Origin of the sequence: Neglectibacter sp. CSJ-5 (assembly GCF_032490475.1) — a bacterium.
In the GTDB taxonomy this organism is placed as follows: domain Bacteria; phylum Bacillota; class Clostridia; order Oscillospirales; family Acutalibacteraceae; genus Hominenteromicrobium; species Hominenteromicrobium mulieris.
Window position 1 is genome coordinate 298,262 of the sequence record NZ_JAVYJC010000003.1, and the last position, 26,866, is coordinate 325,127.

Below are 26,866 nucleotides of genomic sequence, written 5' to 3' on the forward strand. Positions count from 1 at the left end.
TGCATGGGTTCCCTGAAAGAGCGGCTTTGCGCCGCTCTTTTTATATACACAGTTTTTTTCTAAGTGAAAGGTACCGTGAAGTTCATTAGCACGCTGTATCACTTCCTTTCCCTCTGTCAGAGGGAGCCGACATAAAAAGAGCCACTGTGATTACTCGCAGTGGCTCTTAAACACCTTAAATTTAGAAACGATCGCGCTTAACGTAAGACGTATGCAGCAGCTCGTGTGCCTTATGGCAGCCGGGCTCGCCGCCCATCCATTCGTAGCACTCCTTGACGACGGGGTTCAGGTGGCTCTTTCTGAGCGTCTTGGCCGCGTCCTCATCGTAGAGGGCTTTTGCACGCAGGGCCTTAATGTCCGTGAAGCTGCGAACCGTAGACGGCTGAATCGGCTGGCCGCCGCCGTTTACGCAACCGCCCGGGCAGCACATGACTTCCACGATGTGGTAGTCAGCTTCGCCGCTTTCGATCTTCTTGAGCAGCTCGTTTGCGTTATTCAGACCGCTGACGACAGCGACCTTGACATCCATGCCGGCAACCTTGTAAACAGCTTCCTTGAAGCCCTTCGTGCCGCGAATCTCTTTGTACTCGATGTTGTCGTGGTCGACTCCCTCAAGCACATCGGCTGCGGTACGGAGCGCTGCTTCCAGAACGCCGCCCGTCGCGCCGAAGATTGTAGCTGCGCCGGTGGAAACGCCCATGACCGGGTCAAAATCCTCTTCCGGCAGTCTTGCGAAGTTGAGCTGTGCCATCTTGATCATGCGGGCAAGCTCGCGGGTGGTAATGGAGATATCAACGTCCGGCACACCGGCTGCGTCTTCGTCGTCACGGTTGATCTCGAATTTCTTCGCGACGCACGGCATGACGGAAACGGAAACGATGTTGTTCGGATCGATGCCTTCTCTTTCCGCAAACCACGTTTTGATGAGCGCACCGGTCATCTGCTGCGGGGACTTGCAGGTGGAGAGGTTTTCTGTGAGGCTCGGGAAGTAGTGCTCGCAGAACTTGACCCAGCCCGGAGAGCAGGAGGTGATGATCGGCAGCTTGCCGCCGTTCTTCACGCGGTCAATGAACTCGTTTGCTTCTTCCATGATGGTCATATCGGCACCGAAATCGGTATCGTAGACCTTATCGAAGCCAAGGCGGCGCAGGGCTGCGACCATTTTGCCTTCTACGTTCGTGCCGATCGGCATACCGAACTCTTCGCCGAGCGCTGCGCGCACAGCCGGAGCCGTCTGCACGACAACGACCTTTTCCGGATCGTTGATGGCGTCGATGACCTGCTGGGTATTGTCCTTTTCGGTGAGGGCACCTGTCGGGCAGGCTACGATACACTGACCGCAGGAAACGCAGGCCACTTCGCTGAGCGGCATCTCAAATGCGCAGCCGATCTCGGTATCGAAACCGCGGTTGTTCGCGCCGATGACGGCGACATGCTGCTGCTGGCAGGCTGCCACGCAGCGGCGGCACAGGATGCACTTTGCATTATCTCTTTCGAGGTGCAGGGTGCTGTAATCCTTTTTGCCGGCGGGAACGGCGCCTTCGTAGCGGTTCTCGCTGTCGATGCCCATATCGTTGCAGAGCTTCTGCAGCTCGCAGGTGCCGCTTCTCTTGCAGGAGAGACATTTGCGGTCATGTACGGAGAGCAAGAGCTCCAGTGTCATTTTTCTGGATTTCTGAACCTTCGGCGTATTGGTGAAGACCTCCATGCCCTCGTTTACCGGGTACACGCAGGCGGCAACAAGCGATCTTGCGCCCTTAACTTCGACCATGCACATACGGCATGCGCCGATCTGGTTGACGTCCTTCAAGAAGCAAAGGGTGGGAATGTCGATTCCGGCTTCTCTTGCGGCTTCGAGGATCGTGCTGCCGGCAGCGACCTCGTAGGACATGCCGTTGATCTTAATATTTACCATATCCATGCTATTCTCAACTTCCTTCCTTACTTCTTTTCGATGGCGCCGAACTTGCACTTTTCACGGCAGACGCCGCACTTGATGCACTTCTGCGTATCGATGACATGCGGCTCGCGGACGGTGCCGGAGATGGCGCCGACCGGGCAGTTACGTGCGCAGAGCGTGCAGCCCTTGCACTTGTCCGCATCGATGACGTAATTCGTGAGGGCCTTGCAGGCACCTGCCGGGCAGCGATGCTCGGTGACGTGCGCAATGTACTCATCACGGTAATACTTGAGTGTGGAAAGAACCGGGTTCGGCGCTGTCTGGCCGAGACCGCAGAGGGAGTTTTCCTTAATGTAGTAGCAGAGCTCTTCGAGCTTATCGATGTCTTCGAGCGTTCCCTTGCCGCTTGTAATCTTGTTGAGAATCTCAAGCAGGCGCTTCGTGCCGACACGGCACGGGGTGCATTTGCCGCAGGATTCATCGACCGTGAACTCAAGGAAGAACTTTGCGATATCGACCATGCAGGTCGTTTCATCCATAACAATGAGGCCGCCGGAGCCCATCATGGAGCCGATGGCGATGAGGCTGTCGTAATCGATAGGCGTATCGATGAGGGACGCCGGGATGCAGCCGCCGGAAGGACCGCCGGTCTGTGCAGCCTTAAACTTGTGGCCGCCCGGGATGCCGCCGCCGATTTCTTCGACAACTTCACGCAGGGTGGTACCCATCGGAACCTCAACAAGGCCGGTATTGTTAATCTTGCCGCCGAGTGCGAACACCTTGGTGCCCGCGCTCTTCTCTGTGCCGATGCTGCGGAACCACTGCGGCCCCTTGAGGAAGATCTGCGGGATGTTGGCATACGTCTCAACGTTATTCAGAACGGTCGGCTTCTGGAACAGACCTCTGAGTGCCGGGAACGGCGGGCGGCATCTCGGCTCGCCGCGCTTACCTTCGATGGAGGTCATAAGCGCAGTCTCTTCGCCGCACACGAATGCGCCGGCGCCGAGGCGGATCTCAAGGTCGAAATCAAAGCCGGAATCGAAGATATTCTTGCCGAGCAGGCCATATTCTCTCGCCTGGTTGATGGCAATCTGGAGACGGTGAACCGCGATGGGGTACTCTGCACGGATGTAGATGTAGCCCTGCGTTGCGCCGATGGCGTAACCGGCGATGGTCATGGCTTCGATGACGCTGTGCGGGTCGCCTTCCAGAATGGAACGGTCCATGAATGCGCCCGGGTCGCCCTCGTCGGCGTTACAACATACATATTTCTGATCGGCATCGTTTGCCGCTGCGAATTTCCACTTAAGACCGGTGGGGAAGCCTGCACCGCCACGACCGCGGAGGCCGGAATCGAGCATGGTCTGAATGACCTGCTGGGGCGGGATTTTTTCCGTGAGAATCTTGCCGATTGCCTGATAGCCGTCGAGCGCGATGTACTCATCGATCTGCTCCGGGTTGATCACACCGCAGTTGCGCAGTGCAACACGCATCTGCTTTGCGTAGAACGTGGTCTCGTTAAGGGATTTTGTAGTGTTTTCGTCAACGACCGTCTCCTTGTAGAGCAGGCGGCGAACGATACGTCCCTTTAGCAGGTGTTCTTCAACAATTTCCGGGACATCTTCCGGGGTGACACGGCTATAGAACGCGCCCTCCGGGTATACGATCATGATCGGGCCGAGTGCGCACAGGCCGAAGCAGCCGGTACGAACAACGTTGACTTCCTGATCCAGACCTTTGGCGCTGATTTCCTCCTTCAGCTTTTCAATGATCTTTTCGCTGTTCGAGGACGTGCAGCCCGTACCGCCGCAGACCAGAACATTGGAACGAAACATAGTTTTACCTCCTTATTTCTGATTTGCACCGATGGTGTATTCCGTGACGACATTGCCGTTGACGATGTGATCGTTGACAACGCGCAGTGCCTTTTCCGGTGTCATTTTTACGTATGTAGTCTTGGTGCCGTTTTCATCGATAACTTCGACGATCGGCTCGAACTGGCAGATGCCGATGCAACCCGTCTGCGTGACCAGAACGTCGTGAAGCTCGCGTTTATTGACCTCATCCGAGATGGTGGTGAGAACCGGTCTTGCGCCTGCTGCGATGCCGCAGGTAGCCATGCCGACCAGAACACGCGTTTTCGCTTCGGAATTTTCGCGGACGTTGACCGCCATTTTTGCTCTATCTCGAATTGCCTGAAGTTCAGCTAATGATTTCATGTGGCTTTTCCTTTCTGCGCCTTGCGCATTGATACTACGAGAGCTACTTAAGCTCTTCCTCCGCCTCTGCAAGATACTCCCGAATCCACGCCGATACCGCGGGCTCCGTAAACGGAACGCCCTCCAGCTGCTCGCGCAGCATACGGGTATCGAGGGTGATCTCTTTTTCTTCAACGCTGTGGGTAAAGAGAAAATCGAGTTCGGGATTGCAGGTGATCAAAAGATGGATAACGGACGCGATGTCCCCGAGGGGGATCATATCGACATGCGAGGGACGAAACACAGCCGTGACTTTGGTGCCCTTCCCCTCTTCGGAATCAATCTGAAACGAGCCGCCCGTCATTTCCGCTTCCATTTTGAAAAGCGGCACGCCAAGCCCAACCTTGCGGGTGGTGCGTGTGGTGAAAAACGGGTCGATGACGCTTTTGACCTGCTCCGCACTCATACCGCAGCCGTTATCTGTTATCGTGATGGTTAAGGTGTCGTGCTTTTTCGATTCCGCGACCTGCACCGTGATAAGCGATGCGCCCGCGCGAACGGAGTTCTGCACAATGTCCATCACATTCAACGAAAGCTCGCGCATGGCTTACGCTGTGTATTTTGCAAGAATCTTATCCACGTCCTCGGGAACGAGACGGCCGTAAACGTCTTCGTTGACGGTGAGGACCGGTGCAAGGCCGCAGGCGCCGATGCAGCGACATGCGGTGAGCGAGAACACGCCGTCCGGCGTACATTCCTCCGGCTGGATGCCGAGCTTTGCAACGAGACGGTCAAGAACCTTATCTGCGCCCTTAACGTAGCATGCGGTGCCGAGGCAAATGGAAATGTTGTACTTACCCTTCGGAGTGAGCGAGAACTGAGAATAGAACGTGGAAACGCCGTAGACCTCTTCGAGAGATACATCGAGACCGCGTGCAATCTCCTTCTGCACTTCGATCGGCAGGTAGCCGTAGATATCCTGCGCCTTGTGCAGTGCAGCCATGACGGCGCCTTTTTCATTCTTGAGGCTCTCGATGACTGCGAGGAGCTTCTCATGCTGCTCGGGAGTATCGGTAAACGGAATGGTACTGATACGCTTTTGCATTTTATTTCCTCCCTGATAAAATTAAGTTTAAATTCAGGTATGGTTCGGTCTGCGCCCCTATTGGGCGGAGAACTTTCATACATCTTTATGAATTATATCAAAATCGACATGCATAATAATTCTAAAAAAGAATTAAAAATGAAAGTTTGTCAAACCCATGACGAAATTTTTGTCAGTTCTTTTAGCGTACAGCACAAAAATTTCGTTTTCGGGCATTTGTTAAAGTATACAAAAACAGTATAGATTTGCCGTGAAAAGGTTGAAATATCACTCATTTTATCGATATTTTATATCGATAAAAGTATATCTATTCCGTTTTCTCCCGATTCGCACGAGTTAGAAACAGCTAATTTTCAAAAGAGTGAGATTAACGAAATTTTATGCAATTTAACGAAAATTCGATGATTTAGCCATGTTGGTAAAAATGACGAAAGCTGTGCGTTATGCGAAATTCGCATAGCACACAGCTTGGCGTTTTTTTCTTATAAAACTTGAAATTTACCTGCACCGCACCCACGCAGCACATCTAAAAGCGCTTTGGCGGTTTTTTCCGGCAGCTCCACCGTTTGGTGTTCTTCGGGCATCAAATGCAGGTAATGCGCGTCAGAGCTGCGCAGGAGCATCATGCTTTCGAGCTCCGGGTGCAGAAGCCGCTGCTGTGCGGCATCGGCAGTAAGGGACAGCTCTGCTGCGGAAAACTGCGCTTCCGGCGGGATAGCACCGAGCGACGCAGTGACGCTGTACGCGTCTTTATCGACATGCGCGGGAAACGCCACGCCGTTAAACTTTTTCACGAGCGCCTGCACGTCGTTGATGCTGATGTCTGTCGCGGTGATGAGAAGCTCGGAAATTTCGCCGATCTTCTCGTCGTCCTCATTTAAGATCCACTGCTCGCCGAAAATTTCCGGGCGGTTCGGCACCTTTGGAACGTGCGCACAGACGTATTTATCGAACGCGAGCGCGTCCTCGACCGTTTCGAACAGACAGACAACGTGTGCTTCTTCGGCGGTGCAGAGTTCCATACCGGGAATGACGAGCACGTCCGCGGCCTGCCCCACCTTTACAGCGGCGGGCGTATTGCGGCAGGTATTGTGATCCGTAAGCGCGATGATGTCGCAGCCAAGCAGCGCCGCCATGTTGACGAGGTTGTTCGGCGTCATGTCCGTATCGCCGCACGGAGAAAGGCACGAGTGCAGGTGCAGGTCGTACCGATAGCTGTTCATACATTCACCCCAGTAATGAAGCGATTTTGAGCGCGGTTTCAAAGGCAGGCAGGGATGTACCGTACACGGCGATCTCCTGCTGCTCGGCACGCGCTTTGGCATCTGCATCCAAAACGGCATCTTCTACAAGGATGATGCCTGCGGTATCGGCAAGCGATGCGACCGCGATGGCGTTGACGTTGCCCATGACGGTAAGCCACGCGTCGTCCGCTTTGGCTCTGCCCATGACCCAGCTTAAAAGATCGCCGCAGTAGCAGCCCTTCACTTCGCGCGTTATATCTGTATTTTCGGTCAAAAGCTTCCAGCCGAGTGCTTCGGCCATTTCCCCTATCTGCATTTTACTTCCCCCTATTCGTCATCATTTGTGCGTTTGCCGCCGTCAAGGTCTAAATTTGAGAGCGAATCCGCAAAACGGCGGATCTCCTTGCGCAGGATGAACACGCAGTCTTCCTTGCGGCAGCTTCCGCGCACGGTGTCCTCCGCAAAGGCGCGGCAGCTCGGTGCACCGCACGCGCCGCAATCGAGCCCCGGCAGCTCCGCTTCCACCTTGTCGATCTCCATCATCATTTCCATGGCGCGGGAAATATCCTCCGAAAGCGTTAAAACATTGGAAAACTCCAGCCCGCTGCCCCAGTTCATTTCTTCCGGGACGGTTTTGTTTTTCTCCAAGTGATTCTGCGAGACGGGCAGATATTTGCGCAATCTTTGCAATCTTGCAATGGCGACATACGGGTTTTCGACGCATAGCACGCCGCCGACGCAGCCGCCGGAGCAGGCGTTGAGCTCGATGAAATCCAGCTCGCCGATGCGTTCGTCTTCAATCTCCTCCAAAACGCGAATGACGTTTTCGATGCCGTCCGCCGCGAGATATTTTTCTTTTAACAGCGCCGAGGATTCGCCGCCGGAGGTCGCCCAGCTGACACCGATAATGCCGGAATTTGAGAGCGATTCGAGATCTTTTGGCGTGAGCTTATCCATGCGGCTTGAAAGCTGCGGGAAAATTTCGCTGATGGCGATAGCGCCGTCTACCTCCGACTTTTCGATGCCGATGGGCATGCGAATATCCGTAACCTTTGCGGGACACGGCGTGATGAAAAAGCAGCCGATCTGCTCTTTCGGCAGGCCCGTTTTCTGCATGGCCTGCTGCTTTGCAATCCTTGCCGCAGTCTCCATGGGCGACAAAAGCGGCAGAACGTGGTCGCAGAGATCCGGGAAGCGAACGCGGATTAAACGCACGACAGCCGGACACGCCGAGCTGATGACGGGACGCTGCAAGGTGCCGGCATCCATCAGGCGGCGGGTAGCCTCGCTGACAAGCTCTGCCGCGCCGGAGACCTCCATGACGTCATCGAACCCAAGCTTTTTAAGGCCGGATAAAACATAATCCTGATCGTCCAAATTATTAAACTGCCCATAAAGAGACGGTGCGGGCAGCGCGATTTTATATGTAAACTTTTCCAGCATGGAAAGGTGGTCATGCTTTGCACGCTTTGCGTGGTGCGGGCAGATGCGGATGCACTCTCCGCAATCGATACAGCGCTCGCTCATGATGACCGCTTTGCCGCTGCGCACGCGAATGGCTTCCGTTGGGCAGCGCTTGATGCAGTTTGTGCAGCCTACGCACTTGCTTTCATCGAGCGTGACCGAGTGGAAAAAAATACCCAATCTAACGCGCCTCCTCCATTATCCTATGCAGAGCTTACGATTTTTCGCTCTGCGCGTAAACGACCATTTTGAGCGTAGTGCCCTGCCCCACGACCGAATCAATCGTCATTTCATCGGAATACTTCTTCATGTTCGGCAGGCCCATGCCGGCGCCAAAACCAAGCGACCGCACGTTATCCGGCGCGGTGGACCAGCCCTCCTGCATGGCTTTTTCCACGTCTGCGATGCCGGGACCGTGATCGGTGAGCACGATGACAACCTTATCCGGGTCCACGTCTACATTGGCTTCGCCGCCGCCCGCATGGATAACCATGTTGATTTCACCCTCGTACATGGCGATGGAAACGCGGCGAATGGCAGATGGGTTATAGCCGAGCTTTTTCAATTTATGCTTTACATCGCCCGAAGCTTCGCCCGCACGGGTAAAATCATCGCCGGGGACTGAATACCGAAGTTGCAACATACTCATGATACGTCACACCCGCCTTCTAACCCGTTTTCGTATAGGAGGCCGCACGCCGTGAACATTCTGTACGGCGTTGCGAGGATGGTGATGTCCTTTTGCCGTGCGAGCGACAACACGGTCTCATCCGGGCGCTTGCCGCGCACAAAGATGATGCAGTGCATATCCATCATTTCCGCCGTGCGCACCACCTGCGGATTGACAAGGCCCGTGAGCAGCACGGACTGATCCTTGACAAACGCCAGCACGTCGCTCATCATATCGCTGCCGCATGCGGTTTTGACCTCTTCCTGAAGGTCGCCCTCCGCCAGTATTTCCGCCTTTAAAATGTTGACAATATTCTGTACCTTCATGAAAGCTTCACCCTTTCGCCGAGTTCGGACACGGGTCTGTTTGCTCTTTTTGAGCCTAAAGTGTCCTTGTATTCTGTTATTATACAAAAAGATTTCCAAAAAATCAATCCGTTATGGAAAATGTTCTGTACTTTTAGATAGTTTTTAAAGTATTTTTTTGCCGCGTTTTTTGCCTTGCGATCGAAAAATGCGGATTTGTCAACAGAAGGTGGACAATTTATTTGTATTTGTGCATGGGGCACGAACGGAATGCGGTATTCGATATTTGTCCACCGATTAGATACACCTGTTTTTATTCCGAAAACAAATTTATACTTGACATTTGCGTTTTGCTGTATGTATAATAGGGGAAACTTTACCATGGTGCTATAAGAAATCACGGTAAAGCAAGGCAAATCTATTTTATTATCCGGTGCGATTTAACGCGCCAAAGAAAGGAAGATCTTACTATGAACCGTGTGTACAACTTCTCTGCCGGCCCCTCTATGCTGCCGGAAAGCGTTCTTCTGAGAGCCGCTGCCGAAATGCTCGACTATGAAGGATCAGGCCAGTCCGTGATGGAGATGTCACACCGATCTAAGGTCTATGACGCGATCATCAAGGGCGCGGAAAACCTTCTGCGCGAGGTGATGGAGATCCCGGATAACTACAAGGTGCTCTTTTTGCAGGGCGGCGCATCCTCGCAGTTTGCGATGGTGCCTCTGAATCTGATGACGAAAAACCGCAAGGCCGACTATGTGCTCTCCGGCCAGTTCTCCACAAAAGCGTATAAGGAAGCCGCGCGCTTTGGTGACTGCAAAGTGGTGGCATCCTCGAAAGAGCAGAATTTCAGCCGCATTCCCGACCTTGACCCGAAGGAGTTCCGCCCGGACGCGGACTACTTCCATATCTGCATGAACAACACGATCTATGGCACGGTATTCCATGCGCTGCCGGAGACGGGTGACGTACCGCTTGTGGCAGACATTTCCTCCTGCATTCTGAGCCGCCCGATCGATGTTTCGAGATTCGGCGTTTTGTATGCGGGCGCGCAGAAAAATGTAGCTCCGGCAGGCCTGACCATTGTCATCATCCGCGAGGATCTCATCGGCGAGCCGCAGGAAAAAACGCCGACGATGTTCATGTATAAGACGCACGCGGAAAGCGACAGCATGTACAACACGCCGCCGTGTTACTCCATTTACATGTGCAAGCTCGTTTTGGAATGGCTGAAAAACGAAGTAGGCGGGCTGAAGGCGATGGAAAAGCGCAACGTGGAAAAGGCCGCGCTGCTCTATGATTTCCTCGACCGCTCAAAACTTTTTAAGGGCTGCGCCGAAAAAGAAAGCCGTTCCATTATGAACGTGACATTCGTGACGGGCGACAAGGATTTAGACACAAAATTCGTGCAGGAAGCTGCCGCTGCGGGCTTTGTGAATCTAAAAGGCCACCGCAGCGTGGGCGGCATGCGCGCGTCTATCTATAACGCGATGCCGCGCGAGGGCGTGGAAAAGCTTGTTCAGTTTATGGAGAACTTTGAAAAGGAGAATGCCTGATGCACAACATACTTTGCCTCAATAAGATCAGCCCGCTCGGCACCGACCGTTTGGGCGAAAACTATACATACGCTGCCGAAATCGAGAACCCGGAGGGCATTTTAGTACGCTCCGCCGCCATGCACGACATGGAATTGCCCAATAGCCTGCTTGCAATCGCGCGGGCCGGCGCGGGCGTGAACAACATTCCCGTGGAAAAGTGCGCGGAAGCCGGCATTGTGGTGTTCAACACACCCGGCGCAAACGCCAACGCCGTGAAGGAGCTGGTGCTGGCGGCACTGCTTTTGACGTCGAGAAAAATTGTCCCGGCGATTGAATGGGCACAGACACTAAAAGGCACGGCAGACATTTCGAAGCAGGTGGAAAAAGGAAAATCCGCGTTTGCAGGGCCGGAAATTCTCGGCAAAAAGCTGGGCGTGATTGGTCTTGGCGCGATCGGCGTGCTCGTTGCGAACGCCGCACAGACGCTCGGCATGCAGGTATACGGCTTCGACCCGTTCCTTTCCGTGGACGCTGCATGGAACCTTTCGAGCGACATTGTGAAGGCCGCTTCCGTGGATGAGATTTTTGAAAAGTGCGATTACATTACAATACATGTACCGCTAAATGACTCGACGCGCGGACTCATAGGCGCGGACGCTTTAAAAAAAGTGAAAAAAGGTGTGCGCGTCTTAAACTTCTCGCGCGGGGCGCTCGTCGATACCGACGCGATGTTGTCGGCGCTTGCAGACGGCACCGTTGCCGCGTATGCGACGGACTTCCCGGATGACGCGTTGCTCGGGGTCGAAAACGTCATCGCAATCCCGCACCTTGGCGCTTCCACGCCGGAAAGCGAGGAGAACTGCGCTGTGATGGCCGCAGAGGAGCTGAAGGATTACATTGAAAACGGCAACATCCGAAATGCCGTCAACTTCCCGAATATTTCCATGGCACGCGGCGCGGACACACGCATTTGCCTTGCGCACAGAAACATTCCAAATACCATCGGTTCGTTCACACAGGTGTGCGGTGAAGCGGGCATCAACATTGAGAACATGCTCTCGAAATCGCGTGGAGACTGGGCGTACACCATTTTGGACGTTACGGGCGACGTGACGGAGGACGTGCGCAAGAAACTGGCGGCACTTTCGCCGGTTGTAAGGGCAAGAGTAATAAAGTAAACTCTTACTTCGTCATTCGCGGACAGGAGACCGAGAAAAAGATCGAGGATATCGTGACAAGGCACGAATCGGCCGTTTTAAGCCGAGCCAAAAGCGCGACCTTTATTTCTGTGATTTTGCAAAACAACAAAAACACGGTGCAGCTTCATTTCGGCTGCACCGTGTTTTTTGAGTTGATGGGGATAATGCTGTTCAGTTTTGCTCCTGCACGGCGCTACCCAACAAGAGGGCGGCGATGCACTGCACGATCTCTTTGTCGCTGGCATCTTCGGGGATGGCACTCCAAAACGCGCGGGCTGCGGCATTTGAAGAATTCTTCGCCGTGCGAAGGGCTTTGCCAATCTCCTCGCGGACCGTTTCACTGTCTACGCCGTGTTTGGCTGCTACGCGCAGCATCAATTCCTGTTCACTCAAAATCTCTCATCCTTCCTGATCCGGCCCGGCAGCCCCGCTGTATTTTTAAGCGGAGGCTGTCGGATGGGTGGTAAATCTGTCAGTAATGCCATTATAGCAAGGGGGTCTTGAAAGTTCAAATAGAATCGTTCGCGCGTTTTCGACGGAAATTGACAGGTTCCTTTTCCCCCTGACAAAAGGTGTGCGGATTTTTGCGAAAAAGCCGAAATTGTTACGAAAAGTTCATATTTTGACGCACAGGAAAACAAGAGAAAATCAGGTATCGGAGGTATTGACCGGCATCTGCGGAGGCGTGCCGCCGTTACCGTTCGGCGGGGTTATGCCACTATCGCCGCTCGGCGTTTGGCTGCCCATACCGCCGTTTGGAGCCTGACCACCCATATTGCCGGGGCCGCCGCCAAAGCTGCCCATACCCGTAGCGCCGCTGACAACGCCGGAGCAGGTCTCGCTCGCGGCTTCTGTACCGTTTACATAGACTGTATACGTTTCGCCCTCGGTGATGTCCGGCGTGCTGAACGTGACATTCGTAAAGCTCTTCGGAGCCACGGCGGAAACGAGCGTGTTGCCGTCCGCGCCCTTCACTTCTACGGTGTCACCCGCGCCGCCGGTGCAGCTGACGCTGATCGTGTTCTGTTTGGAATCCGTTGTGGGGGTCTTCAGCATGCCGGAGCTGCCTGTGCCGAGCACAACGCCGCCGTTGATGGTAAACACGCCGTCGCAGTCAAATGTGCCGTCGCCATCACCGGTGGGGCCGCTGACGTACACCGTACCGCCGTTAATCGTAAGCGTACCGTTGGAATCGAGCCCGTCGCCGGAGGCGTTTACGGTGAGCGTGCCGCCGTTGACGGTGAGTGTATCTGCACCCGCGGTGCCAAAGCCGCCGTCAACGGAGCTGCCTGCAGCATTCAGACCGTCATCGCTTGCGGTGACATCGATCGTACTGCCGTTGACGGTGAGGTCGATGGCTTCAAGGCCCTCACAGGACTCTTCCACCACGACGGTGCCGTCCTCGATCGTAAGGGTGTTATCTGCGTGCAGGCCGTCGTCGCCGGACTTTACGTGATACCGCCGCCTGAAACGGTCATCGAATCGTTGCTGTGCAGGCTGTCGTCTGCGGAATCGACCGTGACGGTGCCGCCGGTGATGTCGAGCGCGGCTTCGGCCTTGATGCCCTTTGTAGACAGGGTTTCGTCCGTCGTTGTACTCTGTGCGCCGTCAAACATAGCATTGCCCGTTTTTTGCTCTCCATTCGCGCTGCCGCCGCCTGCGGTGACATTTACTTCGCCCGCGGAAATGAGAACACTGGTCTCCGCCTGAATGCCGTCCTGCTCGGCGGTGATGTTCACAGTGCCCCCGCCGATATAGACATAGCCTTTATCGGCCTCGGATTTGGTGGACTTGATGCCGTTGCCGGAAGCCGTGATATGAACGGTGCCGTCCTTAATGAGCACAGCGTCTTTGCCGACGAGGCCGTCGTCTGCCGAAGTGATATTCAAAACGCCGCCGGTGATTTTCAATTTATCTTCGCTCATGATGCCGTCATTTGCGTTGGCGTTGACGTTCAGCGTGCCCGTGCCGTTAACGGAAAGATCGCATTTGGCGAAAATCGCGGCGGTAAGCTCATCGTTGCCGTCCGTGCCGGTGACGGTATCGGTCACGGTGCTTTCGGTGTTTTCGGGCAGGCTGATAATGACTTTATCGGCGTTTTTCGCATAGATAGGCGCGGTCGTTGTGCAGGTGATGCTCGCGTTCTCGAGCACAAGGCGCACATCATCCTCGTCGCCGGCATCAATGATGACCTGGCCGTCCGTGAGCGTGCCGCTGAGGACATACGTGCCCGCTTCCGTAATGGTGACCGTGCTGCCGGAAACCTTAACGCCGTCTGCTTCCTTTGGCGCGGAAAGGTCGATCTTCACGGTGTCTTCCGTACTGTAATCGATGTAGAAATCCTTATTTTTGAAGGAAAGATTTGCTTCGATGACGGAGCCGATGGCGCCGTTCATCGCGCCGCCGGTAGAATCGGTCTCGTCTGCACCGCTTTCCGCAGAGGTGCTGGCCGTGCTCACGGTAGAGGAAGCGGAAGATACGGACGTAGACGATGTGGTCGACTGTGTGGAGGCGCAACCCGCTAAGATCAGTGCGGAGAGAATGACAGCAAAGCGCAGGGTGTGTTTTTTCGTGGATAAACGATTCGGTTTCATAAAGAAGGCTCCTTTCTTTACAGCTGTTCCACGGGAGTATGCGGCTGGCCGCAGCGCACTTCAAGATTGCCGTTGCGGCAGCGAAGCGCATCGAGAAATTCTTTTTCGTTGCGGTCGTCCGCAAGGCGCACGCGATAGTGCAGCTTATAGAGGCTGCCGAGGCTTGCGGTCTTGACTTCCGTAAGCTCTGCGTGGGTGGTGTATTCTTTGAAAATATCGTCGAACACCTCGGTGTAATCGAGCGATTCAGGGATGGTGATGCTGAGCTCTTTTTCGCCGCTGCGGTCTGCACCGATATGGAAGAAAACGAGCAGATATTTTTGCTCTACGCGCTCAAATACGCCGGTGTAGTCCGCCATGGCTTTCGCCCTCCTCTTTGTTTTGTTTCTTAAATTTTACTTACAAAATGTGATAAAAAGGTGATTGCATTTTGAGCGTTAGCGGAGAAAACCGTGCAAAAGCAAGTGCTGTGCACCGTTCCTACAAAAACAGGTGTGTTCTGCTGTGCAAAAAGTCCATTGCACCGCGCATATACAAATGATAGAATGAGATAAACGCGTTTCTATGGAAAAACGCAACTTTGGGAGGATCTGTATGTACACACTCGATTATTTAAATTGCTTTATTGAAAACCTTGATCTGCCGGAAGCGAGCCGCGCTTCTCTGCGCGAGAACTGCGAGACGCTCGTGACGACACCCGGCGCGATTGACGAGCTGGTCTCTGCCGAGACGCTGCTCTTTAAAGATTACGGCATTGACGGCGCATACGGCGCGGAATGGAAGCCCATTGTGCCGCACATGGACGTGCTTTCGGAGCTAACAGGGCTGCACCGCCACGTGGTGGATTTCCTGTTCCTTGCGCTTGCAAGCGAACGTCTGCGCGAAAATTACAGAGCGGCGGGCCTGACGGACGAGCTGTTCTGGGACACCATCGCCGACCTGAAATTCAAGCTTATCGAGTGCCACGACGTATACGGCATTTGGGGCACATTCGTCGCAAGCTGGTACCCGTGGTTCTACACGATGCACCGCTTTAAGCTGGGCCGTTTGCAGTATGAGGCCGTACACTTCTCCGGCGACACGCCCGTGACGGTCGGCGGTTACACGGTAAAGCCCGGTGACACGGTTTACAACATGCACATTCCGTCCTGCGGTTCTTTGAACCGCGCGGCGCGCATCGAATCTTATAAAAAAGCCTACGAATTTTACAAAAAAGACCTCGATGGCAAACCGATGGTATTCTGCTGCCACTCCTGGCTTTTGTTCCCGAAGAACCGCGAAATTCTGCCCGAGACGCTCAATACGGTCGATTTCATCGGTGACTTCCATATTTACGACAGCGAGGAATACGATGTGTTCCACGACAAATGGCGCGTGTTCGCAAAGGACTTTGAGAAGCCGAACAGCGAGCTGCCGGAGGACACCACACAGCGCCGCTGTTTTAAAAAGTGGCTTCTGGACGGCAAAAAGACCGGCGCGGGCGCGGGCATCTTCATTTACGACGGCGAGAAGTTCATCAAATAAGTAAATTTGCAGGATATTTTGCAAAAGCCTGCATTGTTATGCGCAGAAAGGCTTGACAGGAGTTAAATTAGCTGATATAATTTTAAATTGCTGATCGGTCATATAAATTCACGACTTGGGTGAATGTCTCTACCGGCCGCCTTGTGTGCCGACTATACCGAAGCCGCTTACGGGCTTCGTGTATACGTTCGGGCACAGGGCGGCCTTTTTATGTGCCGATTTACCCGAAACCGGGTCTTGCATAGAGTTGTATTTTGAAATTCATACGCAAATTCATCTGTTAGTTTTAGAAAGTTGGGGTCAAACATGAACACGGATATCGTCATCATCGGCGCCGGTCCTGCCGGCATTTTTACCGCGATGGAGCTTCTGCGCCGCGGCAGCAAGGAGAAAATTCTGCTGCTGGAAAAAGGCCGTTCCATTGAAACGCGTAAATGTCCCAAGGCCCAGACCGGCCGCTGCATGAACTGCAAGCCGTACTGCCATATTACAACAGGCTTTTCCGGTGCGGGCGCGTTTTCGGACGGCAAGCTGTCCCTCAGCCCGGAGGTTGGCGGCGACCTGCCTCAGCTGATCGGCGAAGACACCGTACAGTCGCTTATTGAATACACGGATTCCATCTATCTGGAGTTCGGCGCGGACACGCGCGTGGAAGGCGTGAGCGAAAAGGAAGCCGTCAAAGAAATTCGCAAGCGTGCCATCCAGACCGGCCTGAAGCTCGTCGACTGCCCCATCCGTCACCTTGGCACAGAGAAGGCGCAGGAGATTTATTACGCGATTGAGCAATATCTTCTGAATAACGGCGTGGAGATTCGCTTCGGCTGCGCGTGCAGCGACCTCATTTTAAAGAACGACACCTGCATCGGCGTGCACGTTGCGGAGGGTCAGAACGAATACGACGTTTACGCGAAGCAGACCGTTGTGGCAGCCGGCCGACGCGGCGCGGATTGGTTTGACAAGCTCTGCGCCCGCCACGGCATCGCCCATGCGCCGGGCACAGTGGACATCGGCGTTCGCGTAGAGGTGCGCAACGAGATCATGGAAACCGTGAACAACGTTCTGTATGAATCGAAGCTCATCGGCTACCCGAAGCCGTTTAAAAACAAGGTGCGCACATTCTGCCAGAACCCGGGCGGCTTTGTCAGCCAGGAAAATTACGATAACAACCTTGCCGTCGTGAACGGCCATTCCTATAAAGATAAAAAATCCGATAACACAAACCTCGCCATTTTATGCTCCCACAACTTCAACGAGCCGTTCAATCAGCCGATCGAATACGCGCAGAAGGTGGGCGAGCTGACGAACATGCTGGGCGCGGGGCACATTTTGGTGCAGCGCTACGGCGATATTCTGGACGGCAAGCGCACGTGGCAGAAAGAGCTTTCTCGCTCGAACCTGCGCCCCTCTCTGCCGGACGCGGTGGCGGGCGACATCACCTCTGCCATGCCGTACCGCGCCATGGTGAATATCATCAACTTCATTCAGGCGGTCGATCACGTCGTCCCGGGCTTCGCCGCCGTGGAGACGCTGCTCTATTCGCCGGAGCTGAAGTTTTACAGCAACCGCGTGAAGATGGACACGGACCTCAACACAAGCATTCACAACCTGCACTGCCTTGGCGACGCCAGCGGATGGACGCGCGGCCTGATGATGGCCTCTTGCATGGGCGTGCTCATGGGTAGAAAACTCGCAGAACAGGAAAACGCATAAGAGAACAAGATTGCACACATCGCAAGTTCACACATAAAGAAACGGGCCCCGCCGCGGCAATTCGGCGGAAGCCCGTTTTCTTTTTTGGTTTAGGGAGAATGCAGATTACAACGTAAATTCAATCATTTTTTTGACAGGGACGCGTGAAACGACAGCGGCGAGCTTTTCACCTTCCAAGTCTTTAGAAAAACCGCCGGCAAAAATGTACGGAACATGAAAGGAATACGTGGTATCTTCCTGCAAGGCGGTCGCGAGTTGTCCCTCGCCGGTCGGCGTGCATACAGACCACAAGGTCGAATCGAAAATCAGCGAATAATACGGACCTGCGATCATGTATTGAATCAGCAGAAGATAACCGTCTGAATTGCCTACATTGCGAAATTCATACTCTACATCGAGCACGGTCTCTATATCGTCCTTTCCCTCCGGGGGATTTTCCGATGCGCCGTATTTTTCCAAAAATTCATCGTACGTCAGCTGCTCCGCACCGAGTATTCTTACAGAATAGCCCACCGTGTTTTCATCATCCATTTCCTGAAAGGCACCGTTCAGTTCTACCCACTGGTTTTGCGCATATCGCTCTTCCGGGATCGTCAACACATTGGTGTTTACATGGACGATGCGCACGACGATGAGCAGAAGCAAAACCAGACTGACTGCGCACAGTAAAATCCTTTTAGCTTTCACTTTGCTTCTCCCCCCTTCACGCTGTGCCGAACGATCTCTCCCTGCTCTAAATCGTAAATTTCATCGGATATATCCTCCAGAATATCCCGGTCATGCGAGGAAACGATCAAGACTGCGCCGCGTTCTTTTTCTTTTTTCACGATGTCCCCCAGCATGTCAACGCCGGATTCATCCAGCGCATTTGTGGGTTCATCGAGCAGAATCAAATCCGGGTGCTCCATAACCGCCGCCGCAATGCCGAGGCGCTGCTTCATGCCCAAAGAGAACTTTTTGTATTTTTTACGGCTTTTCGGATCCAGCCTCACTTCCGATAAAACAGCCTTGATCTCATCCTCTGTCACTTTTCCTTTGGGATATGCGATGAGTTTCAGGTTATCCATAGCGGAATAATCGTCCAAAAAGGCCGGCCCTTCAATCAGCACGCCTAAGGATCTCGGAAACGGTATGTCTTTCGATACGACTTCTCCGTCGATCAAAACCTGTCCTTTCGTGGGGCGGATCAATCCACTGATTAGGCGCATCAGCATCGTTTTGCCAGAACCGTTTATTCCACGTAGGCCAATCACACGCCCGCGCTCGGAGCAAAGGGACACGTTTTTGATTACAACATCGCCGTGTATAGACTTTGTAACGTTTTTCACTTCAAGAAACATCAGGATTCCCCCTTGCTTAAAATATCCTTGCGATCATAAACGACGCAACCTCCTGCTATCGATGCTAAACTTACAAGCGACAAAATCAAAATACCTTCCGCCGCATCGACTCCGCCCTCACAAAGGAGGGCATTTCGAATCATCATGGCATAGTTGCCAAAGAAAAAAGGTTTCATAAAATAGGCAGACAGAAACAAAAATACAGCCATGACTAAAAAACTTCCAATCGGTTTGATGAATAGTGAAATAAGCTGCTGAAGCAATGTGATTGTTAGAATGGCAAACCATACCATCAACAAGGTCGGAATAAAAGCGGGGCCGGTGGCTTCTCGAGGAACCATAGAAGAAAGGTTCATCACGTTTAAAATTAAATTATCTATTTCTAAAGAAGAAACTCCACCCAAGGCAGAACCGCACCCGAGTGTCACAATCACACCCAGCACAAAATACAAGCTTGTGCTGATAGTAATACACAGAATTTTCGATAACCAATATTGCTTTTTATCACCGGCACGAAGAAGTAATTGTACATTCACGCCCGCAGAGCTTTCCTCAGTCAAGTCAAAGTTAATATATATGGCAAGTAAAATCAGTAAAAGCCATTGAAAAGGAATAGCAAATGGCCTATCCAAATCAAATATGTACAAATCGCAACCCCCAAAGGCATACAACAAAAAGTCCCCCAAGGTAGGCGTCGCAAAAGGAGTAAGCTCTGGGCTTTGCAGGTATGCGTTTGAAAAGCTGATTTTACACGCAAAAGTCACCAAAACAAAAAAGAGCAGCGCAACCGAAAATCTTTTCCATCTGCCGAGTAAGGATCGCCTTACATCTAAAGCAAAAATTCTATAAAACATCTTTTTTTCTCCAAGCCAAAACGGTGAGCATCCCCGGAAGAAGAAGCAGTATAAACTCTGCGGCTACGATCCACAAATTTGCGCCATACGGAGAAACATTTACCGCGCGAAGGAAATCGAGAGGCGACAGGCAGAAAGGAATGAACCGATAAAGCAGGGAAAGGAAAATGTGAAAAACCATTAGCGTGAGAAACGGAAGAATTAAGACCAGTCCTCTGTTTTTCAGTTTGTAAAGTGCCATGGGAATTGTGGCAATCGCGCCGGAAAAGAGAAAATCCAGCAAGAGATAGAGCAGAATGTAAAGAACCGGGTGCGTATAAAAAACCTCCGCCCATAACCCAAACCCGTATACGCCGTTATAGATCACTTCTAATACGGACGGTAGGCGCATCGGCACCGTACAGGCGACAAAAATCACGTTGACAATCATAGGAAGAACGATCACTGCGCCGCCGGACAGAAACGACGCCAAAAACTTTGCCGCAAAATAGCGCTTCTGGGAAATCTGCGGCGTGATCAAATTAAGATACCCGCTTTTGTATTCCCGGTGGAGCGAGCTGCCATAAGGTAAGACAGCCAGCAAGGGTAGTAAAAAGAAAAATGCCGTGGCGCACCAGGTTGAAAAATCCATGCCAATCCAGAAATCTGCCATGGTTTCGGCGCTGAGGTGGTAGTCTTTTCCCCAGTCAGCAACATTTTGGTATGCCGGTGTATTTAGAAACCTTGTTCTGATGATGTATCCCCGGACTTGTAAAAAGCCGCTTAATAAAGATAAAAAAAGAGCGACTGATAAAGAAAATAAAAATCTCTTGTTCCAAAACGCTTTTTTTAATTCCATGGACAAAATCCGTTTCATCGATCTTCACTCCAAACTGTAAAGTATCGGTTTAATATACGATAACTCTTGTTTTAAGGATACTGATTAGCAAGGTATTTGTCAATAGTATCTATACTTTTGTTGATATAATTTTATTCATTCTATAAAAACAATTCGTCTTGAAGCAACATGATTTTCTTTTGCTTTCCACTGCATGGACGTGATATGGTGATTTTATCCACAACAGATTTAAAAAAACTTTCCCCTATAAATCACAGAATTTTCTTGCAGGCACAGGGGGAATATGCTATACTGATTAAGTATGAGTTTACGTCATGACTACATTCAAAGAAAGATGGTTTTATAGATGAAATTAGGTATCGTCGCAGACCAACCTTTTTCATATATCTATCTACTTTCATATAAGTCCGTAAGCCGGCATGATTACTGCGTTTTCTGAAATTTCACCACATATAATTCTATATAAAATCACACAATTTCATGTCATTTGGGCGTAGAAATGGGCGTAGATTTGATATTAAAAACCAGAGTCCAACGCATTTTAATTTGTTTATGATACGCCTTCAAAATTCTGCGATTAAGAGCCATTTACATTATCTACACAGTAAATCGGTGTATTATAAAAGCAGCGTTTCTAACTTTCTAAAAAGGAAAGAATAGAAACGCTGTTTTTATGTTTTGGGTATGAATTCGGTGTTCCGGGCACTTGAATTCTGCAATCACTCTTTGCTGTACTGACACGATCAAAAAAGGTAACGGGACGCCTTAGGGAAATTCTGCCCTTTTGCAGGAGCGAAATGGCTGCGAAAGCTCACTCCCCCTCTCCACACCTCACCCCCTGTTACTTCCTGTACTACCCGAAAAAGAGAGTGTGTTGCGGCGATTGTTTTTAATTTTTGTTGTTTGGGCTGTTCCGTGCGGTGAATACGCAAAACCTCTCCACCCGGGTGCCGTATGGCAATCATACTTTTCCCTTTGGAGACGTCAATTCCGACAGCTGTGATGATGTTGTTTGTCATGGATTTCAACCTCCTAATCATGTTCGGTGACCGCTGTTACTCAGTGCTGATTCAGCTTGCGTTGTTATGCGAATGTGGGAGTTGACTCCTTTAATTCAACCTGCATAAATCGAACGATACAATGAGAGGCGGCTGACAGTTTACTGGACGAGCATAGCAGCTCATGCATCGCCTCGTCAGACCGATCCCCTTCATTATACCTTAGGAACTGAGCAACTAGAAAAGAATTTTTAATTTACCACAGTTAAATTTACAAAGAAAAGAGAAAACCATGTTTATTCAAAAATACTATCCTGTCGCCGAAATAATTATATTGCAAGCATCGCCGTTGTGATACCACAACGACACTTATCAGGGAAATCCCTGAACCCTTTCTGCTTACTTCAGCTTTATACGATTTACAAACTTTCTAAAACAATAAGTAAAGGAAAACGCAGCAGCTTGTGATATGTACCCGGTTTTCTGGATACCGGATCAAAATTGAATAATTAGCTTTTCTCTCATTTTGAGAGAAAAAGCAGTTCCACAATTCACAGTCATTGCGACTTTATGTCACCAGATGAATTCGAGCAAGTATATAAAAGAGCACACATTAAGGCGGAGCTGCTGGCAGGTTGAATTTGGGAGAAATTTCTCATTTTAACTTGTACTAAATCTTGACATAGGACCACCATATCTACGAGAAAAAGCCCAGCTTCCACTGGACTTTTTCGACAAGTTGGTATCTGATATCAGATTATAATACTTTTGGGGGAATGTCAATCACTATTCATTTTATGGTTTTTGACAAGCCTGCATTTGTTACTGTCAGCGTTCCGTCTGTCACAAACAGACTGAGGGACTGGCCAAATTTCTGATAAAACCGTGTATTCAGAGCCACTCCGTCCACATAGATCGTTGCGATGGTGTCATCCAGGATCATTTGGATATGGTACTTCTTTCCTGCTTCCAGTCTGATGGGCCGTTCCAGTCCAATGTTCTGGTTTGCAGGCCAGGGCATGTTGGGACTCGTTTCAAAGCGGTAACGATTTTCTTCTATATTAAATAAATACTGATAGCTCTGACCGGTCTCTTCGTTTTCATAAAAGCGAAGTCCAAAAGAGCGGGTGCCTTCGGAAAATTCCACATCCGCTTCAAAGCGGAATAGGTCTGTAGTATCATTGAAAAGTATCTGTTCCTGTCTGGCATAAGGGGTATCGATCACTATATCTTCAGCTTTCTCTCCCTCATCAAAGGCGTTCCATACAGTGTCGGGGATCCTGACGCCCAGGGTTCCGTCCTCTCTCTGATACACCTCATGTGCCACAAATGTGCCTGCCCACTCGAAGTTTCCACGGTCATCGCAGTCCTCTTTCGTGGGAACCCAGCCAAACAGAATGCGCTGCCCGTTCAGGCAGAAGGTTCTGCCCGCATAGTAGGCACGTCCATCAAAAGCATCGTCCGCAGGAGCGATCCATGGACCATCCAGACTTTTGCTCATCCGGTACACCATCTTATTTCCGTCGCTGTATTCGGAAATAATGTGATACCACCAGTCACCGATCTGGAACAGATCCGGCATTTCATGCATGGTAAACAGGCCCGGTGACCAGAAATCTCCCTCAAATTTCCAATTTTTCAGGTCTTTGGAGGTAAACTTTACGGTACGTCCGGTCTGCTGTTCCTTGGGTCCGGCCTTTCTGGTTCCCAAAACCAGCAGGTATTCCTGTTTTTCCTCATTCCAGATCACGAAGGGATCCCGCCAGTCATCTGGGTCATAACCCTCCTGCGGTGTAAAAGTCAGCTTGTCCTGGGTCTTGGTCCAGTTCAGCAGATCATCGCTCGCCGCATGCATCAGCACCTGGGATGCCTTGCCCAGCTTTGGATAGTCCCGGTTGAATCCGGTATAGAAAATGTGATACTTTCCCTCTGCTTCAAAAACGCTTCCTGCAAAAATAAACTGATCCTGCTCCTCGTCGGTTCCCCGCGGGAGCGCTGTCCCTTTATCCTCATAGTGCACAAAATCAGAAGTCACCGCCAGATCCCAGCCAAAGGGTTCGCCAAACGGGCAGGGTTTTCTGGTATCTCTTTGGTGAAACAGATAAAACTGATCTCCTTTTCCAAAAGGCATGCAGTCGCCGAACCAGGTGTTTGGAAACTGATAGTATAACTTTGTCATGAATTTTTCCTCCTGTTTTTTCGTTCAATATGTGAGACATTGCTCACTGTGACAATACTATTGCATCTGTACAGAGGTTGCGCAAGTCCGTGAAAAACAGACATAGAAAAAAAGGACCCTCCTTTAAATTTCAGTAATTTTATCACATGTTTGGTCCTATGTCAAGATTCAGTACAAGTTAAAATGAGAAATTTCTTCCAAATTCAACCTGCCAGCAGCTCCGCCTTAGTGTGTGCTGTTTTATATGTAGGTAATATCCGAACACCAGACAGCATTCGGACGATCAGGATTAAACTGTTCATCAAGGATATTTTATAATTACGTGGTGGAGCCATGCAAGATATCCTGAGCGAGAGACACCTGAAATTTTCAACATTCCGGAGACAGAAACCCGGCGTCCGGCCTTTTTGGCAGCTTCCGTCTTCTCAGACACTTCAAGGTAAATGGCGTCCGTCATTTTCCCAGAATGTCGATTGCTTTTTTAACACATCAAGTGCATCTTGGGCATCACGTAATTCACGCCTGAGACGGGCAATTTCCTTCTGCTCGTCAGATGCATAATTACCAGAACCACGAACAGGAATATCACCTGATTCACGGAAGTCTTTCAGCCATTTTGTTAATGTGCTGTATCCGATGCCAAGATTTTCTGCACATCCACGTACTCCGAGATCTTTGTGATCCTTATAGTACTGGACCGCATCAAGTTTAAATTGTTTGTCGTGTTGCTTTGCCATATGAGATCCTCCTTCAGCTTGTCTCTATTGTACCATGCTTATGTGTATTTGGAATTTCTCATTTTGGCTTGTACTATTTATATTCTAGTATCAAGAAGCGTGAAATCAAGCGCAGCTAAAGTTATGTAAACAAGAAAAGCAAGAGTGATTTTGAGGGTATCCCTTAGCCGAGGGATGCCCTCATTACTTTAATAAAGCCTTTTTCATTTTTATTGTGATGATAACCCGATAAGCTTCTAATTGTAAACAATTTATAAACAAACGGCTTTCCCCCGTTTATAAATCGCCGAAAAATGTCGTGTATAGTGAAGGGTATTTTTTCCGCGGTGCGTTTTGATTTTGCGTCCCCCGAAACGGCTGCACCGTTTCTCTTTTGAACCTTGAAAACTGAATATCCACTTGTCAAATACGTTCTCTTTGCGGCGAGCGTGCAAAGCGGTGCGCCATGACCTGCTTTTCAGCGAGCGAATCAGAGGCAGCAATACTGCCTTGCCGACTCCAAATACCGGGCAGCTCCCGGTTCCGCTATGACCCGCAAAGAGCATAATGATACTCCCGTTCAGTCACAGTCCGAGCACCTAAGAGACCGCCACTCCGATGGTGCCGCAGGCAATGAGAATGGCTCTGACAGACCGTCAGTTGGGGTAAAACTCCCGTGGCGTCGGCTCGCTCCCGACCGTTTGGCAGGTTACATACCGAAATGACCATCTTTCGTGTATTCGCAGAACAGGAGGAAACACCACTATGAGCGACAAAGAACGAAACTTCACATGTGATCTTCACTGCAAAGGAGCCGTAACGCCGATGTGTGTGCAACCCGAAGCACACGTACCAATCCACCTTAAAATGACACTGACGATAAAAGAAGCGGCGGAATACAGCAACATCGGAATAAACAAAATAGACGCCCTGATGAAACAACCGAATTGCTCGTTTGTGCTCTTTGTCGGGACGCGGAAACTCGTAAAGCGGCGCGAATTTGAAGAATATATCCGCCATGAATTGGTCATATAGAGCTTTTAGCCGTAAAAGCCCCGAAAAATTCCCGTTGAGATTGAAAAAGCAGAGTCCTTATGCTATAATATGTAACTGCGTTGGACTCTTTTTAAGAATAAGAAAGGAGTCCGATAAATGGGCAAAAATCTCAAAGGTTTGACGTGCAAAACACGCAAGCATTAAAACCACCATGGACAGGTATGTTCATGTTACGGACGAATCACTGGCAAATGCGGTACGCCTGTTTCAGCAAACTACGCTGCCAGTTACAAAAAAGGGCGTAGAAAGGGCGTAAAAGAAATTCAGCGAAAGGCGAAAATCCAAATGAAATGCGGGTTTTCGGACAGGTAAAACGAAAAATGAAATTAGGTATCGTCGGTCTGCCGAACGTCGGCAAGAGCACACTTTTTAATGCGATCACGAATGCGGGGGCGCAGTCTGCGAACTACCCGTTCTGCACCATTGAGCCGAACGTGGGCGTTGTTGCCGTGCCGGACAAGCGCCTCGATAAGCTGGCGGAAATGTACGAGCCGGAAAAGTTCACCCCGGCGACGATCGAGTTTGTGGACATTGCGGGCCTTGTGAAGGGCGCGTCGAAGGGCGAGGGTCTCGGCAACAAGTTTCTCTCCAACATCCGCGAGGTGGACGCGGTGGTTCATGTGGTGCGCTGCTTCGAAAACGACGACATTATTCACGTCGAGGGCTCCATCGACCCGGCCCGCGACATTGAGACAATCGACCTTGAGCTGATTCTCTCCGACATCGAGGTGCTCGACCGCCGCATTGACAAGACGAAGAAGATGATTAAGGCGGACAAGAAGTACCAGAGCGAGCTGGAGTTCTTTGAGCGCGTACACGAGGCGCTGGATGCCGGAAAGCCCGCCCGCAGCGTGGCGTGTGACGAGGAGGAAGCCGAGCTGCTCGCTTCCGTTAACCTGCTGACGAACAAGCCCATCATTTTCGCCGCCAACATGAGCGAATCCGACTTTGCAAACGGCATTGAAAACAACCCCGGCTATCTCGCCGTGAAGAAGATCGCCGACGAGCAGCACGCTGCTGTGCTGCCGATCTGCGCGGAGATCGAAGCCGAAATCTCCGGCATGGACCCGGAGGAAAAGGAGCTTTTCCTCGCCGACATGGGTCTGACCGAATCCGGCCTTGACCGCCTCATCAACGCGTGCTACTCCCTGCTCGGTCTCATCTCCTACCTGACCGCCGGCAAGCCCGAGGTGCGCGCCTGGACGATTAAGAAGGGCACGAAGGCCCCGCAGGCTGCGGGCAAAATTCACAGCGATTTCGAGCGCGGCTTCATCCGTGCCGAGGTCATTGCATTTGACGATCTGATGGCATGCGGCACCATGGCGGCCGCGAAAGAAAAAGGCCTTGTACGCAGCGAAGGCAAGGAGTATGTGATGCAGGACGGCGACATCGTTCTGTTCCGCTTCAACGTTTAATCTTCAAACAAAAATTGCA

Annotated in this window: 27 protein-coding genes; 6 read left to right on the plus strand and 21 right to left on the minus strand. The window is 51.3% G+C overall.

What is annotated here, in order from left to right; translation table 11 throughout:
• Window positions 1-181: 181 nt before the first annotated feature.
• From R2K26_RS08160 to R2K26_RS08205, 10 genes are all read right to left on the minus strand, one after another.
• Window positions 182-1,921 carry an NADH-dependent [FeFe] hydrogenase, group A6 gene (locus R2K26_RS08160; protein ID WP_316519535.1) on the minus strand — a complete coding sequence of 580 codons (1,740 nt, stop codon included), beginning with the start codon at window positions 1,919-1,921 and terminating at the stop codon, window positions 182-184.
• 20 nt (window positions 1,922-1,941) lie between these two features.
• A complete protein-coding gene (gene nuoF / locus R2K26_RS08165) occupies window positions 1,942-3,735 on the minus strand; it encodes an NADH-quinone oxidoreductase subunit NuoF (protein WP_316519536.1) in 1,794 nt (597 codons plus the stop codon).
• A gap of 12 nt (window positions 3,736-3,747) precedes the next feature.
• On the minus strand, window positions 3,748-4,119 hold the full coding sequence (locus tag R2K26_RS08170; protein ID WP_176820863.1) for a ferredoxin: 372 nt from the start codon (window positions 4,117-4,119) through the stop codon (window positions 3,748-3,750).
• Between the two features lie 43 nt (window positions 4,120-4,162).
• Window positions 4,163-4,702: an ATP-binding protein gene (locus tag R2K26_RS08175; RefSeq protein WP_316519537.1), complete on the minus strand. Its 540-nt coding sequence runs from the start codon at window positions 4,700-4,702 to the stop codon at window positions 4,163-4,165.
• Window positions 4,703-4,705: 3 nt separating this feature from the next.
• Window positions 4,706-5,203, minus strand: a complete 498-nt coding sequence (locus tag R2K26_RS08180) for an NAD(P)H-dependent oxidoreductase subunit E (protein ID WP_176820865.1) — start codon at window positions 5,201-5,203, stop codon at window positions 4,706-4,708.
• 482 nt (window positions 5,204-5,685) lie between these two features.
• On the minus strand, window positions 5,686-6,426 hold the full coding sequence (locus R2K26_RS08185; protein ID WP_316519538.1) for a PHP domain-containing protein: 741 nt from the start codon (window positions 6,424-6,426) through the stop codon (window positions 5,686-5,688).
• Window positions 6,427-6,430: 4 nt separating this feature from the next.
• Window positions 6,431-6,763: a hypothetical protein gene (locus R2K26_RS08190; RefSeq protein WP_316519539.1), complete on the minus strand. Its 333-nt coding sequence runs from the start codon at window positions 6,761-6,763 to the stop codon at window positions 6,431-6,433.
• 11 nt (window positions 6,764-6,774) lie between these two features.
• Window positions 6,775-8,091 (minus strand): [Fe-Fe] hydrogenase large subunit C-terminal domain-containing protein, encoded by a 1,317-nt coding sequence (locus R2K26_RS08195; RefSeq protein ID WP_308448633.1) that lies wholly within the window; start codon window positions 8,089-8,091, stop codon window positions 6,775-6,777.
• A gap of 34 nt (window positions 8,092-8,125) precedes the next feature.
• Window positions 8,126-8,560, minus strand: a complete 435-nt coding sequence (locus R2K26_RS08200; protein WP_308448632.1) for an ATP-binding protein — start codon at window positions 8,558-8,560, stop codon at window positions 8,126-8,128.
• Window positions 8,557-8,907: a DRTGG domain-containing protein gene (locus R2K26_RS08205; protein ID WP_176820870.1), complete on the minus strand. Its 351-nt coding sequence runs from the start codon at window positions 8,905-8,907 to the stop codon at window positions 8,557-8,559. The genes R2K26_RS08200 and R2K26_RS08205 overlap by 4 nt, the downstream gene beginning before the upstream one ends.
• Window positions 8,908-9,356: 449 nt before the next feature.
• Here R2K26_RS08205 and serC point away from each other — a divergent pair, with 449 nt between their 5' ends.
• Complete coding sequence (serC, locus tag R2K26_RS08210; protein WP_316519540.1) at window positions 9,357-10,442, plus strand: 3-phosphoserine/phosphohydroxythreonine transaminase; 1,086 nt, start codon at window positions 9,357-9,359, stop codon at window positions 10,440-10,442.
• A complete protein-coding gene (locus R2K26_RS08215) occupies window positions 10,442-11,602 on the plus strand; it encodes a 3-phosphoglycerate dehydrogenase family protein (RefSeq protein WP_316519541.1) in 1,161 nt (386 codons plus the stop codon). The genes serC and R2K26_RS08215 overlap by 1 nt, the downstream gene beginning before the upstream one ends.
• 192 nt (window positions 11,603-11,794) lie before the next feature.
• On the opposite strand, the gene R2K26_RS08220 is transcribed toward R2K26_RS08215, so the two are convergent.
• The 4 genes from R2K26_RS08220 to R2K26_RS08235 form a co-directional block, all read right to left on the minus strand.
• Window positions 11,795-12,016, minus strand: coding sequence for a hypothetical protein (locus tag R2K26_RS08220; protein ID WP_316519542.1), 222 nt, complete (start codon window positions 12,014-12,016; stop codon window positions 11,795-11,797).
• Between the two features lie 255 nt (window positions 12,017-12,271).
• Window positions 12,272-13,054 carry a carbohydrate-binding domain-containing protein gene (locus R2K26_RS08225; protein WP_316519640.1) on the minus strand — a complete coding sequence of 261 codons (783 nt, stop codon included), beginning with the start codon at window positions 13,052-13,054 and terminating at the stop codon, window positions 12,272-12,274.
• A gap of 17 nt (window positions 13,055-13,071) precedes the next feature.
• On the minus strand, window positions 13,072-14,217 hold the full coding sequence (locus R2K26_RS08230; protein ID WP_316519543.1) for a carbohydrate-binding domain-containing protein: 1,146 nt from the start codon (window positions 14,215-14,217) through the stop codon (window positions 13,072-13,074).
• Window positions 14,218-14,234: 17 nt separating this feature from the next.
• A complete protein-coding gene (locus R2K26_RS08235) occupies window positions 14,235-14,576 on the minus strand; it encodes a hypothetical protein (RefSeq protein ID WP_316519544.1) in 342 nt (113 codons plus the stop codon).
• Between the two features lie 235 nt (window positions 14,577-14,811).
• On the opposite strand from R2K26_RS08235, the gene R2K26_RS08240 reads away from it, so the two are divergent.
• Window positions 14,812-15,741 carry an acyltransferase domain-containing protein gene (locus R2K26_RS08240; protein ID WP_316519545.1) on the plus strand — a complete coding sequence of 310 codons (930 nt, stop codon included), beginning with the start codon at window positions 14,812-14,814 and terminating at the stop codon, window positions 15,739-15,741.
• 306 nt (window positions 15,742-16,047) lie between these two features.
• Window positions 16,048-17,451 carry an FAD-dependent protein gene (locus tag R2K26_RS08245; protein ID WP_316519546.1) on the plus strand — a complete coding sequence of 468 codons (1,404 nt, stop codon included), beginning with the start codon at window positions 16,048-16,050 and terminating at the stop codon, window positions 17,449-17,451.
• Between the two features lie 105 nt (window positions 17,452-17,556).
• Here the strand turns inward: R2K26_RS08245 and R2K26_RS08250 are convergent, their stop codons facing one another.
• From R2K26_RS08250 to R2K26_RS08280, 7 genes are all read right to left on the minus strand, one after another.
• The gene (locus R2K26_RS08250) at window positions 17,557-18,138 is read right to left on the minus strand and encodes a DUF5028 domain-containing protein (protein ID WP_316519547.1); all 582 of its coding nucleotides are present in this window, start codon (window positions 18,136-18,138) and stop codon (window positions 17,557-17,559) included.
• Window positions 18,135-18,791: an ABC transporter ATP-binding protein gene (locus R2K26_RS08255; RefSeq protein ID WP_316519548.1), complete on the minus strand. Its 657-nt coding sequence runs from the start codon at window positions 18,789-18,791 to the stop codon at window positions 18,135-18,137. Before R2K26_RS08255 ends, R2K26_RS08250 begins: the two co-directional genes overlap by 4 nt.
• Entirely contained in the window at window positions 18,791-19,645 is an 855-nt protein-coding gene (locus R2K26_RS08260) for a hypothetical protein (RefSeq protein WP_316519549.1), read from the minus strand. Before R2K26_RS08260 ends, R2K26_RS08255 begins: the two co-directional genes overlap by 1 nt.
• Window positions 19,635-20,483: a hypothetical protein gene (locus tag R2K26_RS08265; protein WP_316519550.1), complete on the minus strand. Its 849-nt coding sequence runs from the start codon at window positions 20,481-20,483 to the stop codon at window positions 19,635-19,637. Before R2K26_RS08265 ends, R2K26_RS08260 begins: the two co-directional genes overlap by 11 nt.
• 743 nt (window positions 20,484-21,226) lie before the next feature.
• The gene (locus tag R2K26_RS08270) at window positions 21,227-21,502 is read right to left on the minus strand and encodes a hypothetical protein (RefSeq protein WP_316519551.1); all 276 of its coding nucleotides are present in this window, start codon (window positions 21,500-21,502) and stop codon (window positions 21,227-21,229) included.
• A 769-nt stretch (window positions 21,503-22,271) separates the two neighbouring features.
• Entirely contained in the window at window positions 22,272-23,660 is a 1,389-nt protein-coding gene (locus R2K26_RS08275) for a family 43 glycosylhydrolase (protein WP_316519552.1), read from the minus strand.
• Between the two features lie 434 nt (window positions 23,661-24,094).
• Window positions 24,095-24,397 carry a transposase gene (locus tag R2K26_RS08280; RefSeq protein WP_316519553.1) on the minus strand — a complete coding sequence of 101 codons (303 nt, stop codon included), beginning with the start codon at window positions 24,395-24,397 and terminating at the stop codon, window positions 24,095-24,097.
• Window positions 24,398-25,201: 804 nt separating this feature from the next.
• On the opposite strand from R2K26_RS08280, the gene R2K26_RS08285 reads away from it, so the two are divergent.
• The gene (locus R2K26_RS08285) at window positions 25,202-25,411 is read left to right on the plus strand and encodes an excisionase (protein WP_316519642.1); all 210 of its coding nucleotides are present in this window, start codon (window positions 25,202-25,204) and stop codon (window positions 25,409-25,411) included.
• Between the two features lie 341 nt (window positions 25,412-25,752).
• Entirely contained in the window at window positions 25,753-26,847 is a 1,095-nt protein-coding gene (gene ychF, locus R2K26_RS08290; RefSeq protein WP_176819738.1) for a redox-regulated ATPase YchF, read from the plus strand.
• Window positions 26,848-26,866 lie beyond the last annotated feature (19 nt).

Coding starts and splice junctions, on each gene's coding strand:
- R2K26_RS08240 (WP_316519545.1), top strand. CDS start 14,812: ATGTACACACTCGATTATTTAAATTGCTTTATTGAAAACCTTGATCTG.
- R2K26_RS08285 (WP_316519642.1), top strand. CDS start 25,202: ATGTGTGTGCAACCCGAAGCACACGTACCAATCCACCTTAAAATGACA.
- R2K26_RS08200 (WP_308448632.1), bottom strand. CDS start 8,560: ATGAGTATGTTGCAACTTCGGTATTCAGTCCCCGGCGATGATTTTACC.
- R2K26_RS08190 (WP_316519539.1), bottom strand. CDS start 6,763: ATGCAGATAGGGGAAATGGCCGAAGCACTCGGCTGGAAGCTTTTGACC.
- R2K26_RS08275 (WP_316519552.1), bottom strand. CDS start 23,660: ATGACAAAGTTATACTATCAGTTTCCAAACACCTGGTTCGGCGACTGC.
- R2K26_RS08255 (WP_316519548.1), bottom strand. CDS start 18,791: ATGTTTCTTGAAGTGAAAAACGTTACAAAGTCTATACACGGCGATGTT.
- nuoF (WP_316519536.1), bottom strand. CDS start 3,735: ATGTTTCGTTCCAATGTTCTGGTCTGCGGCGGTACGGGCTGCACGTCC.
- R2K26_RS08260 (WP_316519549.1), bottom strand. CDS start 19,645: ATGTTTTATAGAATTTTTGCTTTAGATGTAAGGCGATCCTTACTCGGC.
- R2K26_RS08230 (WP_316519543.1), bottom strand. CDS start 14,217: ATGAAACCGAATCGTTTATCCACGAAAAAACACACCCTGCGCTTTGCT.
- ychF (WP_176819738.1), top strand. CDS start 25,753: ATGAAATTAGGTATCGTCGGTCTGCCGAACGTCGGCAAGAGCACACTT.
- R2K26_RS08245 (WP_316519546.1), top strand. CDS start 16,048: ATGAACACGGATATCGTCATCATCGGCGCCGGTCCTGCCGGCATTTTT.
- R2K26_RS08270 (WP_316519551.1), bottom strand. CDS start 21,502: ATGACAAACAACATCATCACAGCTGTCGGAATTGACGTCTCCAAAGGG.
- R2K26_RS08180 (WP_176820865.1), bottom strand. CDS start 5,203: ATGCAAAAGCGTATCAGTACCATTCCGTTTACCGATACTCCCGAGCAG.
- R2K26_RS08215 (WP_316519541.1), top strand. CDS start 10,442: ATGCACAACATACTTTGCCTCAATAAGATCAGCCCGCTCGGCACCGAC.
- R2K26_RS08160 (WP_316519535.1), bottom strand. CDS start 1,921: ATGGATATGGTAAATATTAAGATCAACGGCATGTCCTACGAGGTCGCT.
- R2K26_RS08235 (WP_316519544.1), bottom strand. CDS start 14,576: ATGGCGGACTACACCGGCGTATTTGAGCGCGTAGAGCAAAAATATCTG.
- R2K26_RS08205 (WP_176820870.1), bottom strand. CDS start 8,907: ATGAAGGTACAGAATATTGTCAACATTTTAAAGGCGGAAATACTGGCG.
- R2K26_RS08185 (WP_316519538.1), bottom strand. CDS start 6,426: ATGAACAGCTATCGGTACGACCTGCACCTGCACTCGTGCCTTTCTCCG.
- serC (WP_316519540.1), top strand. CDS start 9,357: ATGAACCGTGTGTACAACTTCTCTGCCGGCCCCTCTATGCTGCCGGAA.
- R2K26_RS08280 (WP_316519553.1), bottom strand. CDS start 24,397: ATGGCAAAGCAACACGACAAACAATTTAAACTTGATGCGGTCCAGTAC.
- R2K26_RS08170 (WP_176820863.1), bottom strand. CDS start 4,119: ATGAAATCATTAGCTGAACTTCAGGCAATTCGAGATAGAGCAAAAATG.
- R2K26_RS08265 (WP_316519550.1), bottom strand. CDS start 20,483: ATGGAATTAAAAAAAGCGTTTTGGAACAAGAGATTTTTATTTTCTTTA.
- R2K26_RS08175 (WP_316519537.1), bottom strand. CDS start 4,702: ATGCGCGAGCTTTCGTTGAATGTGATGGACATTGTGCAGAACTCCGTT.